Origin of the sequence: Amycolatopsis orientalis (assembly GCF_000943515.2) — a bacterium.
GTDB lineage: Bacteria > Actinomycetota > Actinomycetes > Mycobacteriales > Pseudonocardiaceae > Amycolatopsis > Amycolatopsis orientalis.
This window is the reverse complement of record NZ_CP016174.1, coordinates 8906963-8920067: the sequence shown is the minus strand read 5'-3', so window position 1 is coordinate 8920067 and position 13105 is coordinate 8906963. Positions and strand designations below refer to the sequence as shown.

Here is a 13105-nt window from a genome sequence, read left to right as displayed (position 1 = left end):
GTGCGGGCGGACTTGAGCCGCCGGGAGGGGAGTGTCCGCGATGTGGGACGTGAACGCGGTGTCGGCGGCGGTGCTCGGCGTGCTGAAGACCTACCGGCTGAGCGAAGCGGACGCCAAGGACGTCTGCCAGGAAGCGTGGCTGGAACTGCTCCGCGCGCCGGGCGTGCTCCGCGACGAAGCGAAGCTCCGGGCTTGGCTGACGACCACCGCGCGGCGCCGCGCGCTCCGGATGATCTCCAGGAACAGGCGCGAAACGCCGCGCCCGCTCCCCGGTCCGGACCCGACCCCGGAGGCCGAGGTCGTCCGCGCCGAACGCGACCGCGCGCTCTGGGCGGCGGTCGATCGCCTGCCGGCCTCGCACCGTCGGCTGATGTGGCTGATCGCGCACCGGCCGGAGCTGTCCTACGCGCAGCTCGCGCGGGAACTGGGACTCAGCCCGGCCAGTGTGGGCAGGGTGCGAAGACGGTGTCTGGACCGCCTCGGCCGCGCTCTCGAAAAGGGCGGGTGGCTCTGACGGACATCGGACGAGTCACCGCAGTTTGCGCAACCGGGTGACCGCTTCGTCGATGACTTCGTTGCGTTTGCAGAACGCGAACCGCAGGAGATGTTTCCACTCTTCCGGGTGATCGGTGAACACCTTCACGGGGACGGCCGCCACGCCCACCCGTTCGGGGAGTTCCCAGGCCAGTTCCGCGGCGTCTTCGAAGCCGAGCGGACGGACGTCGACGCAGATGAAGTACGTCCCGGCGGTCGGCCGGACGGCGAACCCGGCCTCCGCGAGCCCTGCGGCGAGCCGGTCCCGCTTGTCCTGCAGGCTCGTGCGCAGGTCTTCGACCCACGGCAGTTCGTGGTCCAGCGCGTGGGCGACGGCAGGTTGCAGCGGGCCTCCCGAGACGAAGGTGATGAACTGCTTCGCCGCCTTCACCGCCGCGACCAGTTCCGGGCTCGCGCAGACCCAGCCGATCTTCCAGCCGGTGCAGTTGAACGTCTTGCCCGCGCTGGAGATCGACACCGTCCGCTCGCGCATGCCGGGCAGCGTGGCGAGCGGGAAGTGCTCGGCATCGTCGAAGACCAGGTGCTCGTAGACCTCGTCGGTGATCGCGATCAGGTCGTGCGTCACGCAGAGCGCGGCGACGGCCTCCAATTCGGCCCGCGTGAACACCGTGCCGGTCGGGTTGTGCGGCGAGTTGATCAGGATAGCCCTGGTCCGTTCGGTCACCGCCGCGCGGAGATCCTCGATGTCGAGCGCGAACCGGCCGTCGCGTTCCACCAGGCCGACGACGCGCCGCTCCGCGCCCGCCATGGCGACCGCGGCCGCGTAGGAGTCGTAATACGGCTCGATGACGATGACCTCGTCGCCCGCCTGCGTCAGCGCGAGCAACGACGCCGCGATGGCCTCGGTCGCCCCCGCGGTGACGAGGATCTCGGTGTCCGGGTCGTAGTCCGTGCCGTACCGGAGGCGGTGCCGCGCGATGGCCGCGCGCAGCTCCGGGCGCCCGGGACCCGGCGGATACTGGTTCGCGCCGCCGAACAGGGCGTTCTTGGCGGCGTCGAGCATTCCGGCCGGCCCGTCGGTGTCGGGGAAACCCTGGCCGAGGTTGACGGCGTCGTGGCGGACTGCCAGCGCCGTCATCTCGGCGAAGATGGTCGACGTGAAGGGCTGGAGGCGGGGGACGAGGACGGGTTCGCGCACGATCAGTCATCCTCACGGACAATGGTGGTGTGGAGCAACTGACGCCCGCCAAGGTGACCCCAGCCGATCCGCCCGGTGGAACCGCCGCCGAGGAGGAGAAGCGCCGCGGCCTGCGCAAGATGAAGCTGGTCGCGCTGTCGTTCCTGCTCGGCGCCACGGTGATCTTCCTGCTGACCAGCTGGGCCGAGGCCGCCGGCTGGCCGGGCTGGGTCGGCTACGTCCGCGCCGCCGCCGAAGCCGGGATGGTCGGCGCGCTGGCCGACTGGTTCGCGGTGACGGCGCTGTTCCGGCATCCGCTGCGGATCAAGATCCCGCACACCGCGATCATCCCGAACAAGAAGGACGCGCTGGGCAGCAGCCTCGGTGACTTCGTCGGCTCGAACTTCCTGTCCGAGTCGGTGATCCGCGAGAAGCTGAGCCGAGTCGAGGTCTCGAAGCGCCTCGGTGGCTGGCTCTCGCAGCCGCAGAACGCCGAACGCGTGACGTCCGAGCTGGCGACCGTCGTACGCGCCGCGGTCAAGGTGCTGCGCGACGAAGACGTCCAGGCGATCATGGAACAGGCCGTGGTCAAGCGGATCGTGGACAAGCCGTGGGGTCCGCCGCTGGGCAAGATCCTGGAAGGCGTGTTCGCCGACGGGGCGCACCACAAGCTGGTGGACCTGATGTGCGACCGCGCCTACGAATGGGTGCGGGACAACCACACGACGATGCTGCGCGTGGTGTCGGACCGGGCGCCGAGCTGGTCGCCGAAGTTCGTCGACGAGATGCTCGCGGACAAGGTCTACGGCGAGGTGCTGTCGTTCGTGTGGGCGGTCAAGACCGACGTCAACCACCCGATGCGGCTGGCGCTGGACAAGTTCCTCGGCGAGTTCGCCCTCGACCTGCAGACCAACCCCGAGGTGATGGCGCGCGCCGAGCAGGTCAAGTCCCAGATGCTGGGGCACGACGAGGTGCAGAAGCTGATCGGCTCGGCCTGGGCGACGGCCAAGGAGATGCTGCTCAACGCCGCCGAGGACCCGTCGAGCGAGCTGCGGCGCCGGGTGCGCACCGGCCTCGAAGCCCTCGGCGGGCGGCTCGTCTCCGACGATCACATCCGGTCCAAGGTGGACAACTGGGTGGAGGGGGCGGCGGCCTACCTGGTCACGCACTACTCCAAGGAGATCACCACGATCATCACCGACACCGTGGAGCGCTGGGACGCCGAGGAGACCTCGCGCAAGATCGAGCTGCAGGTGGGCCGGGATCTGCAGTTCATCCGGATCAACGGCACGGTGGTCGGCGCGCTCGCCGGGCTGGTCATCTACGCGGTCGCTCAGCTGCTCTTCTGAGCGGCGGCGCCTATACCACACTCCGGAGGCCCCGCCGGGAGTTGTCCACAGGAAGTGGAGTCATCCCCAGGGTTATCCACAGCTTTTCACGTCTTTGGCCTAACGGTGTGCACAACCCCTGGGGGTAACTCGGGGGTGGGTGACCCCAGAAGTTGTGGTCGGCCGGGCTCGCGCTTCGGTGCTGTGGGTGGGTCCAGGTGCCTCGTCGATGAAGGAATCGGGACACTCAACGTCCCAATTCCTTCATCGACGCTGGGCGGTGTTCCAGGCGTCGCCGGACGGCGTTCCCCTCGTACGCGTCTTGGTGATAGCCAAGATCAGCCTGTGGTCTCTCAAGCAAGACGCGGAGGGACAGAAGCACGCCCTCGCCCTCATACGCGCTCTGAAGTGGAATCTGCCCTTCAAGCGGCGTTCGCGTTGAGGTCAGCGTCCGAAGAGCCGGGTTGGACCGAGCTGCTCGGAGCCCGGACATCTGGCATCCCGCGATCGAGGCGACCCGCGCTTCAGGTCGAGACGTCCGCCGTCCGCGCCCGCCATGCGCGCGCCTTCTCCCGGTTCCCGCACGACCGCATCGAGCACCACGTCCGCGACCGGTTGCGCGACTCGTCGTAGAACGCCCACAGGCAGTCGTCCGCCGGGCAGATCTTGAGCCGGATCCATTCGCCGCGCACGGTCAGCCGGATCGACGCCGCCATCACCGCTTCGCTGACCGATTCCGCGACCAGGAGCGGGCCTTCCGGGCCGAGGACGATCTCCGAGGGCGCGCGCAGTCCGAGCCGGGGCAACCGCGGATCGCCGATCGCCGCCCGCAGCGCGTCCCGGGTTTCGCGCGCGGCCGCGGGGGTATCCGCGCGCAGCCGGTGATCGCGGGCCCAGCGTTGCCAGGTCTCCAGATCGTCCAAGAGGTCGGTGCCGCGTTCGACGTTCACCGTGTTCAAAAACTCGACCACCAGGGACGCGTCGGTGTTCACCTCGCCCAGTGTACGGGCGAGACCGGTTGTCATCGGCAGCGATAACCCCCATAATCAGGTCACTGGTTACTTGATCATTCTGGAGGCTGAACCATGGGTGCGGTACCGACCTTCGGCGCGGTGGCCCTCGACTGCCCGGACCCGGTCGCGCTGGCGGAGTTCTACCGCGAGCTGCTCGACTGGAAGGCCGCGGAAGTCGCCGAAGACGGCCATTGGGTGACCCTGCGGAACCCGGAGGGTGGCGCGCGCTTCTCGTTCCAGCGCGTCCCGGACTACCGGCCGCCCGCCTGGCCGTCCGCCGAGAACCCGCAGCAGGCGCACGTCGACCTCGACGTCACCGATCTCGAAGCGGGTCACGAGCGGGCGCTGGCCATCGGCGCGAAGCTGCTGGACGACTCCCCTGAGACCTTCCGCGTGTACGCGGATCCCGCCGGGCACCCGTTCTGCCTGTGCGCCTGCTGACCTCGGCGGCGAAAAATGCGTAATCTCTGATACGTGATTTGTCCGAAGTGCCAGAACGTCATGAAGACCGTCGACAAGAACGGTGTCCACATCGACCAGTGCCAGGGATGCCGTGGCATCTTCCTGGACCGGGGTGAGCTGGAGGCCATCGCCAACGCCGAGACTTCGTACTACGGCGGGCATCAGCCTCCGCCGTATCAGGGAGGTGGACACGCGCCCGCCCCGCACTACGGGCGGCCGGATTCCCCGCGTCCGCACCGCGGCGGCTACGCCGACTCGCCGAAGGGGTATCGGGGCGGCGGTTACGCGGACTCGCCCAAGGGTTACCGAGGCGGCTACAAGGATTCCCCGCACGCGTACGGCCACAAGCGCCGTAAGGGCGGCTTCCTCGAAGGCCTCTTCGACTGACCGTGGTCCTCGATCTCAAGATCTGCCCGGCCTGCGGCGATCGCGCCGAACGGCCACAAGTCGAGAGCGGGCTGCTGGTGTGCGCGGAATGCGCGCACCGGTGGCCGTTCCGTCGGCTCCCGCTGTTCGCGCTGACCGGTCCGAGCGGGGCGGGTAAATCGACGGTCGGGCCGCGGCTGGCGGAACGGCTCGGCGATCTCGCCCTCGTGGTCGAGCAGGACGTGCTCTGGACAGGGGCGCTGCGCGACGACGTCCCCGGCCATCCCGCGTTCCGTTCGACCTGGTTGCGGATGGCGGCGATGCTGCATCAGAACGGGCGGCCGGTCGTGCTCTGCGGCACCGTCGCGCCGCCCGAATTCGAGCGGTTGCCCGAGCGCGTCTTCTTCTCCGACATCCACTACCTGGCACTCGTCAGCGAGCCGGACGCCCTGCGCAAACGCTTGCTGGCGCGGCCGGCTTGGCGTGAGTGGGACGAGGAACGCGTCGAAGAGATGCTGGAGTTCAACGACTGGCTGCGGCGGGAAGCGGCGTCGCTGGAGCCGCCGGTCGAGTTGTTCGACACCACCCACATCCCGGTGGACGCCGCCGTCGACCGGGTGGAGGCCTGGGTGCGGGGCCTCCTCTCAAGGGGACAGCGGCCAGGTGCGGCCGTCGGGTGAATCCAGCCAGATCACCTGATTCTCGCCGTCGAGGCTGAGCCCGAACCGGTCCCGCCACGGCTGGCCGAGTTCGAGCCATTCCTCTTGCGCGTTCTCGACCAGTTCCCACAGTCGTCGCGGTCCGCCTTCCGCCACCTCGAAGAAGCGACCCGCTCGCCGGTGCCGGACCCAGGAGCCGTCCGGGTGGACCAGCGCGGTGTGCCGGCCGTCCCGCACGGCCGTCACGCCGGGAAGCTGGAGCCCGGCGAAGAACTCGAAGCGGCTGCGGACTTCCGTGATGGCTCCCATCGGCAGCCGGGTCGGCCGCCAGGAGGCGTCGCCTTCGGGCACCTTCGGCGGTTTGAAGCGGTGCGCGCGCAGCGGCATGAAACGACCATCGCGGGCGAGCACACGCCCGTGGCCCGTCGCGCCCTCGCCCGCGACGATCCGGACGAGCCCGCCGCCGATCGGCCGGTTCAGCGTCGTGACGATCAGCCCGCCCGGCACTGTCTGCTCCAGCCACGCGGGCGGGATCGACGACACCGAGCACGTGCACAGGACGCGGTCGTAGAGGACGCCTGCGGGGTACCCGTCCGCGCCGTCGGCCGCGGCGCACGAAGGCGCGTACCCGGCCTCCGCGAGCCGCTTGCGCGCGGCGTCCACCAGATCCGGGTCTATGTCCACTGTGTACACGAGCCCGGAGCCGAGCCGATGGCACAGCAGGGCGGCGTTGTAGCCGGTGCCCGTGCCGATCTCCAGCACCCGGTGCCCGTCGGCGACCCGGAGTTCTTCGAGCATGATCGCCATGATCGACGGCATGCTCGACGAACTCGTCGGCGTCCCCGGCTGCGCGCCCAGATAGCGCGCGCGTTCCCAGAGCCCGGAATCGTCGTCGAGCTGGATGACGAGCACGTCGGGGGAGTAGGCGCGTTCGAGCCAGCCTGCGTCGCCGCTCTGCATCGCCGCCCAGCCGTTGGCCGCCGGGACGAAGAACCGCGGCAGGAAGACGTGCCGGGGCACGGTGCGGAAAGCGGTCATCCACCGCGCGTCGTGCAGCACACCTTCGGCGAGCAGATGCTCGACGAGGCGCCGTCGTAGCCGCGTCGCGTTCGACACCCCTCCACGGTAGCCGGGTGAGCGCCAACACACCCGATAGTTGCAAGCAGAGTGCTTGCAATAGCTAGCACTCGGGCGTAGCGTTGAAGACGTCGCGAGGAGGTGACCGATGTCAGACACCAACCGGGACCAGCCCACATCGGGCGGGCCGATGGAGAAGGTCGCGGACATCGCTTCCGACATCGGCGAGTACATCCGCCAGCAGCGCAGCAACGCGAAGATCTCCTTGCGGCAGCTGTCGAAACTCGCCGGCGTGTCCAATCCGTACCTGAGTCAGATCGAGCGCGGGGTCCGCAAACCCAGTGCGGAGATCCTGCAGCAGATCGCCAAAGGCCTGCGTATCTCGGCCGAGGCGCTCTACGTGCAAGCGGGAATCCTCGATCTGCCGACAGGCGGCCCGGTCGGCGACGCGATCCGCGCCGACACCGAGCTGACCGAACGGCAGAAGCAGGTCCTGCTCGACGTCTACGAATCGTTCCGCCGCGAGAACGCCGCCGCGACGCCAGTGCAGGCGGCGCGGGCGAAAACCCCAGACACGGCGCCCTTGACCACAGAGGGCGCGGAATCCAAGGAGTCAGCATGACCACCGCCACGAAGAACAAGACCGACCGCAAGACCGGCCACTCGGCCCTCGACCAGGTCCGCACCCCGTTGCTCGCCGCGCTGGGCGCCGGCAACCTCGCGGGCCAGGCCGTCGTCGACGCCGTGAGCAAGGCCAAGGAGAAGGTCGTCGAGGGCAGCGAGACCGCTCGCAAGAACATCGAAGAGCTCCCGCACGACGTCGAGGGCCTCCGCGAGAAGCTGGACCCGGCCGAGCTGCGCAAGGTCATCGACGAGTACACCGAGGCCGCGCTGAAGCTGTACAACAAGCTGGCCGAGTCCGGCGAGCAGGCGTGGGACAAGATCGCCTCGCAGCCGCAGGTCAAGAAGGCCATCGAGCAGCTCGAGGACGCGCTGAGCACCGCGCAGGACCGCGTCGAGGAAGCGACCACCGACGCCCGTGAGCGCATCGACACCGTGCTCGGCAAGGTCACCAAGGGCACCCGCTCGGCGGGCGAGAAGACCGCCCGCAAGGTGACCGAGGTCGCCGGCGAGATCGCCGACGAGGTCGAGGAGATCGGCGACGACCTCGCGCACGAGACCCGCTCGGCTTCGCGCAAGGTCGCCAACAAGACCGCGCCGAAGACCACCACCCCGGTGCGCCGCACGACCACCAGCCCGGCCGCCAAGAAGCCGGCCACCGCGCCGAAGACGACCGAGAAGTAAGGTCCGCGTGAACCCCCGGGCCCCTGGTGCCGGCTTCGGCACCAGGGGCCCGGGTCATTCGCCCGGTTTGACGTAAGCTGACTTCGTGTTCGTTGCCACCTGGATCCTCATCGCCATCCATTGGGGCGGCGCACTGACGGGGCTGTTCGCTTTCGTGCACGCGCTGCTGCAGCGTGCCGACGCGTATTCGGCCGCCGATCGCAAGACCAAGCCCATCTGGATGCTCATCACCGGCGGGGCCACCGTGGTGCTGACCCTCTTCGAGTTCTGGGGCGGCGGCATGATCCTGTGGCTGCCCGCACTGGTCGCGGTCCTGGTCTACCTCGTGGACGTCCGCCCGAAGCTCATCGAGGTACAACGCGGCGGCCGTAACTGGTGACTATCGTGGCGGTGTGACTGACTGGACCATCGCCGGAAGCCTCACCGTCGTCCCCGCCCCCTCCCGACCGGATCTGCTCGCGGAGCCGGTCGCCAAGGCACTCGCCGCGCTCGCCGATCCCGACGCCGTCGGCGTCGCCGAGATCGACGCCGAACTGGCCGACACCGCCGCGTTCTGCGAGGCCTACGGCTCACCTCTTTCCGCGTCCGCGAACTGCGTCGTCATCGCCGGCAAACGCGCCGGCGAGGTCCGCTTCGCCGCCGCGATGATCCTCGCCACCACCCGCGCCGACGTGAACGGCGTGATCAAGCGCCGCCTCGATGTGCGCAAAGCGTCCTTCGCGCCGATGGACGAGGCCGTCTCCCTCACCGGTATGCAGTACGGCGGCATCACGCCCGTCGGCCTGCCCGGGGAGTGGCCGATCCTGATCGACCAGCGCGTCGCGGACGAGCCCGAACTGATCATCGGGAGCGGTATCCGCGGCAGCAAGCTGCTGATCTCGGGTTCGGCGCTCGCGTCCCTGCCCGGCGCCGAGGTGATCGACGGTCTCGCCCGTCCCATCGAGTGAGGCTGTCCACAAAGGACTTCGACCTGGCTTCGGCTTTCGAGGCCGACTTCCTTGAAGTCGACCCCACGTTGCTGGCGAGGCTCGGCGAGAACCGCGCCCGTGTCCTCGCGGCCCTGTCCGATCGCCCGGTCTACGGCGTGAACACCGGCATGGGACGGCTCGCCGGAGTCGCGCTCGGCTCGCCGGAGGGGCATCAGCGGAACCTGCTGATCGGGCGCGCGGTCGGCGGCCCGCCGTGGCTCGCGGCCGAGGAGGTGCGCTGGCTCCTTCTGGTGCGCCTGCGGGATCTGCTCGCGCCAGAGGCGGGCGTGAGCCCGGAGCTGGTGACGTTCCTCGTCGACCGGCTGAACGAGGGGTTCACCCCCGCCGTGCCGAGGACGGGACTCGGCAGCGCGGGCGAGATCATCCCGCTGGCGCACGCCTTCCAGACCTTTCTCGGCGTCGGGACCGTGCTGGTGGACGGCGTCGAGACGCCCGCGTCGGAGGTGCTGGCGAAGCCGTACGAGCCGGGGCTCAAGGAAGGCGCGACGCTTATCCAGGGCTCGCCGCTGGCCGAGACGCTCGCGGCCTTCGCACTGGCCGAGGTCCGGCGGCTGGTGGAGCTGCAGACCCTGACCGCGGCGATCGCGATCGACGTCCTCGGTGCGCCGCGCGCGGTCTACCGTCCCGCGTTGGCGGGCGACGACGAGACGCTGCGCGCGGTGCTGGTCGAACTGGACGGGTTGATCCGCGGTTCGGCCGAGCGCGCGGAGGTCGTCCAGGCGCCGGTCTCCGTGCGGGTCGCGCCCCGCGCGATCGCCCATCTGAGGCGGGTCACCGGCGAACTGGACGAGGCCCTGCGACGGTCGATGCCGACCGACTCGCCCGCGTTCCTCGACGGCGAATTCGTGTCCACGACGGGTTTCCACGCGGTCGAACTCGGTCTGCGGATGGACGCGGTGACGGCGGCGCTGGTGCATCTCGGCGAGATCGGCGCCGGGCGGATGCACCGGTTGCTGGACGAGCGGTTCAGCGGTCTGCCCGCGCAGCTCACGCCGGATCCCGGGCCGCAGGCGGGCTTGGTGCCGCTGCACAAACGCGCGGTGGGGGAGCTGCACGCGCTGCGGCGGCTGGCCTGCCCGGCGACGTTGGGTTCCGTCGAGACTTCGGCCGGGCAGGAGGATGTGCAGGCGTTCGCCTGGGCGGCCGGGAATCAGCTGCGTGACGCGTGCGCGCGGATGTTCGCCATCACGGCCTGCGAGCTGATCGCGGGTTCGCAGGCGCGGTGGCTGGCGTCCGGGGACGGCGCCGCCGGACTTCAGGCGGCATATGGCCGGCTACGCGAACTCGTCCCGCCGCTCGCGGAGGACCGGTCGCTGGGCCCCGAGGTGACGGCTTTGGTTTCGGTACTGACTCGTGAGTGGTGATGACGGTTCTATTGAGGGGTAAGCCAAACGTGGCGTGTCCGGGTGAGCGTGGCGCCGCACTCGCGTGCTCAGGCCCGGAACCCCGACACGCAGGGAAGGAGGCCTTCACGGACCTCCAGGCCCCCAGCCCTCAACGGGGTGTTGCGAAAGCCACTTTCGTAACCTTCAACGTTGCGAAAGTGGCTTTCGCAACACGGAGCCAGCCCGCCGGCCCGCCACGTTTGCCCTACTCCTCAATAACCGTCATTGCCACTCACGAGAAGGACGTGGCATCCGCGCGAGTTTGGATCGCCAGCCCGCGCGGAGTCACCCAGCGTGTGACGAGCGCGAACGCGGCTTCGCACACCAAAGCCAGTACGACGACGGCGATCCCGCCCGCGAGGATCTCGCCACGGCCCGGATCCCCGAGGGCGAAACCGTCCACAATGTACCGTCCGAGCCCGCCGCCGTCGTTGACGATCGCGCCGATCGCGACGGTCGCCACCAGTTGCAGGAACGCGACGCGGGCACCCGCGAGGATGACCGGTGACGCGAGCGGCAACTCCAGGCGCAGCATGATCTGCCATTCGCGGTGACCGGTTCCCCGTGCGGCGTCGATGGTCTCCTGCTCCAGCTGGATGACGCCCGCGTAGGTGTTCGTGAACAACGGCGGCAACGCCAAGGCCACCAGCGCGAGCATCAACGGCCAGAACGTGGTGTCGACTTCGAGCCGGGAAGCCAGGAACCAGAACAGGATCACCAGTCCGAAGCTGGGGATCGCGCGGCCGATGTTCACCGCGCTCGTCGCGAGGAACTGCGCGCGCCGGTAGTGCGCCAGCCACAACGCGGGCGGGATGGTCAGCACGGCCGAAATCGCCAAGGCCAGCAACGAGAATTGGAGATGTTCGAGCGTCCGGTACGGGATACCCGCCGGCTCGGTCCAGCTCCAGCGGTCCGGTTCGCCGAACCAGTCGATGGTCTGGTCGATGATGCTCATCGCGACGCCGCCTTCCGCGACCACGGCGCGAGCGCGCGCCCTCCGAGCCACAGCAGCAGATCCACCACGACGGCGAGCACCACCGAAAGCCCGACTCCGACGATGATCGACGTCGGGTTCGGTGTCGCGGTCTGGATCCCGTTGCGGATGAAGTACCCCAGCCCGCCCTTGCCGAGCATGGAAGTCACCGTCACGAGCCCGATCGTGGTCACCGCCGCGACCCGCAGGCCCGCGATCACCACCGGCAGCGCGAGCGGGAGTTCGACCTGCCACAGCAGTCGCGAACGCGTGAAACCCATGCCGATCGCGGCTTCGCGGACTTCCTTGGGCACCTGTTCGACGCCGGTGACGATATTGCGGATCAGGATCAGCAACGTGTACGTCGCCAACGGGATCACCGCGGTCGTGAAGGACGTCAGGCCGGTGAACGGCACCAGCACGGCGAAGGCGCCGAGACTCGGGATGACGTACAGCGAACCGGCCGTGCTCAGCGCGACGACGTAGAACCACCGGCGACGCAGCGAAACCACGGAAACACCGATCGACACCACCAGTCCGATGGCGAGCGCCGCCGCCGTCAGCGTGACGTGCTCACCGAGCCGTTCGAGGATCTCGTCGAAATGGCGGTCCACCCAGCGCCATTCGAACAGCGGCCGCCCGCTTTGGGACGGCACGGGGAACACGGAAGACGCACGCACCGGCCGACCTTACCCCGATCGGGCGGCCGGATTCCGTTCTCTGAGAGCACAGGGGGCGGAACTCTCAAAATGTGGATTCTGTCGTGACCCGGAGATACTGTCCCTTCGTCTGTTCGAGTCATAGGAGTGTGTGCACGTGCGCTGGACACGGAATGTTCGAGTGGGCGCGGTGCTCGCCGCCGCCGTCCTCGGTATGACCGCCTGTGGGGGTGGCGACGACGCGGCGACCCCGGCCGTGCAGAGCAAAGGCGGGGCGCCGATCGTCGTCGCCTCCTTTAACTTCACCGACAGCCTGATCCTCGCCGAGCTGTACGCGAACGCGCTGGAGGCCAAGGGCTACCCGATCACCCGCAAACTGAACCTCGGCTCGCGCGAGCTGATCTACCCGGCGCTGAAGTCCGGCGAACTGCAGTTCATCCCGGAGTACCAGGGCGCCGCCATCACCACCGGTTTCGGCAAGGAAGCCGCGAAGGACGCGGCGGGCGAGCACGAGCAGCTCAAGAAGCTGTTCGAGGCCGACGGCATCGGCCTGCTGGACTACTCGCCGGCGGAGGACAAGAACACCTACATCGTGAAGGCCGACCTCGCCAAGGAGAAGGGCCTCACGAAGATCAGCGACCTGTCCAAAGTCGACAACGTCATCGTCGCGGGCGGCCCGGAGTGCGAGAAGCGGCTTCCCTGCTTCAAGGGCTTCACGGACGTCTACAAGCTGAAGGCCACTTTCCAGACCGTGCAGGAGGCCGGCCCGCGCGTCGAGCAGCTGCGGTCCGGCAAGGTCACCGTCATCCCGGTCGACTCGGTGAGCCCGCTCGTCGGCGACCCGCAGTTCGTGGCGCTGGAGGACGACCTCGCCATCGTCCCGACCGAGAACGTCGTGCCCGCGGTGAACAAGAAGGTCCTCGACGAGCGCGGCGCCGACTTCGCGGCCGCCGTCAACGCCGTCAGCAAGGCGCTGGACACCGTGCAGCTGCGTGAGCTGAACAAGCGCGTCGACTCGGACGGTGAGAAGCCGGGCGACGTCGCGAAGGACTGGCTGAAGGAGAAGTCCCTCATCTAGCCCGCCCCGCGCGCGCCATGAAAGGTCCTTTCCTTGCAAATTTCGCAAGGAAAGGACCTTTCATGGCGTCCGGGGCAGGGGGGCGCCCGCTCCGGTCGCACTCAGCGGTGGAATCGTGGACGCTGTCTTGCCACACGGG

Annotated in this window: 16 protein-coding genes; 11 read left to right on the top strand and 5 right to left on the bottom strand. The window is 68.9% G+C overall.

What is annotated here, in order from left to right:
* Positions 1-40 precede the first annotated feature (40 nt).
* Positions 41-514 carry a sigma-70 family RNA polymerase sigma factor gene (locus tag SD37_RS39070; protein WP_044855122.1) on the top strand — a complete coding sequence of 158 codons (474 nt, stop codon included), beginning with the start codon at positions 41-43 and terminating at the stop codon, positions 512-514.
* Positions 515-529: 15 nt separating this feature from the next.
* Here SD37_RS39070 and SD37_RS39065 read toward each other — a convergent pair whose 3' ends face one another.
* A complete protein-coding gene (locus SD37_RS39065) occupies positions 530-1693 on the bottom strand; it encodes a pyridoxal phosphate-dependent aminotransferase (protein ID WP_044855121.1) in 1164 nt (387 codons plus the stop codon).
* A 29-nt stretch (positions 1694-1722) separates the two neighbouring features.
* Here SD37_RS39065 and SD37_RS39060 point away from each other — a divergent pair, with 29 nt between their 5' ends.
* Complete coding sequence (locus SD37_RS39060) at positions 1723-3021, top strand: DUF445 domain-containing protein (RefSeq protein ID WP_044855120.1); 1299 nt, start codon at positions 1723-1725, stop codon at positions 3019-3021.
* A gap of 503 nt (positions 3022-3524) precedes the next feature.
* On the opposite strand, the gene SD37_RS39055 is transcribed toward SD37_RS39060, so the two are convergent.
* Positions 3525-3992, bottom strand: coding sequence for a CGNR zinc finger domain-containing protein (locus SD37_RS39055; protein WP_037319275.1), 468 nt, complete (start codon positions 3990-3992; stop codon positions 3525-3527).
* A gap of 93 nt (positions 3993-4085) precedes the next feature.
* Here SD37_RS39055 and SD37_RS39050 point away from each other — a divergent pair, with 93 nt between their 5' ends.
* From SD37_RS39050 to SD37_RS39040, 3 genes are read left to right on the top strand one after another with little or no spacing between them, the layout of a single operon-like run.
* A complete protein-coding gene (locus SD37_RS39050) occupies positions 4086-4454 on the top strand; it encodes a VOC family protein (protein ID WP_037319277.1) in 369 nt (122 codons plus the stop codon).
* Positions 4455-4487: 33 nt separating this feature from the next.
* On the top strand, positions 4488-4862 hold the full coding sequence (locus SD37_RS39045) for a TFIIB-type zinc ribbon-containing protein (RefSeq protein ID WP_081736572.1): 375 nt from the start codon (positions 4488-4490) through the stop codon (positions 4860-4862).
* Between the two features lie 2 nt (positions 4863-4864).
* The gene (locus SD37_RS39040) at positions 4865-5521 is read left to right on the top strand and encodes an AAA family ATPase (protein WP_044855119.1); all 657 of its coding nucleotides are present in this window, start codon (positions 4865-4867) and stop codon (positions 5519-5521) included.
* On the opposite strand, the gene SD37_RS39035 is transcribed toward SD37_RS39040, so the two are convergent.
* Positions 5486-6616: a methyltransferase domain-containing protein gene (locus SD37_RS39035; RefSeq protein WP_044855118.1), complete on the bottom strand. Its 1131-nt coding sequence runs from the start codon at positions 6614-6616 to the stop codon at positions 5486-5488. The genes SD37_RS39040 and SD37_RS39035 overlap by 36 nt on opposite strands.
* 151 nt (positions 6617-6767) lie before the next feature.
* Between SD37_RS39035 and SD37_RS39030 the strand changes: the two genes are divergently transcribed.
* The 5 genes from SD37_RS39030 to SD37_RS39010 all read left to right on the top strand — a co-directional run bounded on the left by SD37_RS39030 (position 6768) and on the right by SD37_RS39010 (position 10235).
* A complete protein-coding gene (locus SD37_RS39030) occupies positions 6768-7199 on the top strand; it encodes a helix-turn-helix domain-containing protein (RefSeq protein ID WP_052675122.1) in 432 nt (143 codons plus the stop codon).
* On the top strand, positions 7196-7882 hold the full coding sequence (locus tag SD37_RS39025) for a hypothetical protein (protein WP_044855116.1): 687 nt from the start codon (positions 7196-7198) through the stop codon (positions 7880-7882). Before SD37_RS39030 ends, SD37_RS39025 begins: the two co-directional genes overlap by 4 nt.
* Positions 7883-7967: 85 nt before the next feature.
* Complete coding sequence (locus tag SD37_RS39020; protein WP_044855115.1) at positions 7968-8261, top strand: DUF2516 family protein; 294 nt, start codon at positions 7968-7970, stop codon at positions 8259-8261.
* 13 nt (positions 8262-8274) lie between these two features.
* Entirely contained in the window at positions 8275-8829 is a 555-nt protein-coding gene (locus SD37_RS39015; RefSeq protein ID WP_044855114.1) for a YbaK/EbsC family protein, read from the top strand.
* The gene (locus tag SD37_RS39010; protein ID WP_044855113.1) at positions 8826-10235 is read left to right on the top strand and encodes an aromatic amino acid lyase; all 1410 of its coding nucleotides are present in this window, start codon (positions 8826-8828) and stop codon (positions 10233-10235) included. The genes SD37_RS39015 and SD37_RS39010 overlap by 4 nt, the downstream gene beginning before the upstream one ends.
* Positions 10236-10488: 253 nt before the next feature.
* Here the strand turns inward: SD37_RS39010 and SD37_RS39005 are convergent, their stop codons facing one another.
* Both SD37_RS39005 and SD37_RS39000 read right to left on the bottom strand, forming a co-directional pair.
* On the bottom strand, positions 10489-11211 hold the full coding sequence (locus tag SD37_RS39005; RefSeq protein WP_044855322.1) for an ABC transporter permease: 723 nt from the start codon (positions 11209-11211) through the stop codon (positions 10489-10491).
* The gene (locus SD37_RS39000; RefSeq protein ID WP_044855321.1) at positions 11208-11894 is read right to left on the bottom strand and encodes an ABC transporter permease; all 687 of its coding nucleotides are present in this window, start codon (positions 11892-11894) and stop codon (positions 11208-11210) included. Before SD37_RS39000 ends, SD37_RS39005 begins: the two co-directional genes overlap by 4 nt.
* Before the next feature lie 175 nt (positions 11895-12069).
* On the opposite strand from SD37_RS39000, the gene SD37_RS38995 reads away from it, so the two are divergent.
* A complete protein-coding gene (locus SD37_RS38995; RefSeq protein ID WP_037319300.1) occupies positions 12070-12966 on the top strand; it encodes an ABC transporter substrate-binding protein in 897 nt (298 codons plus the stop codon).
* Positions 12967-13105: the final 139 nt, after the last annotated feature.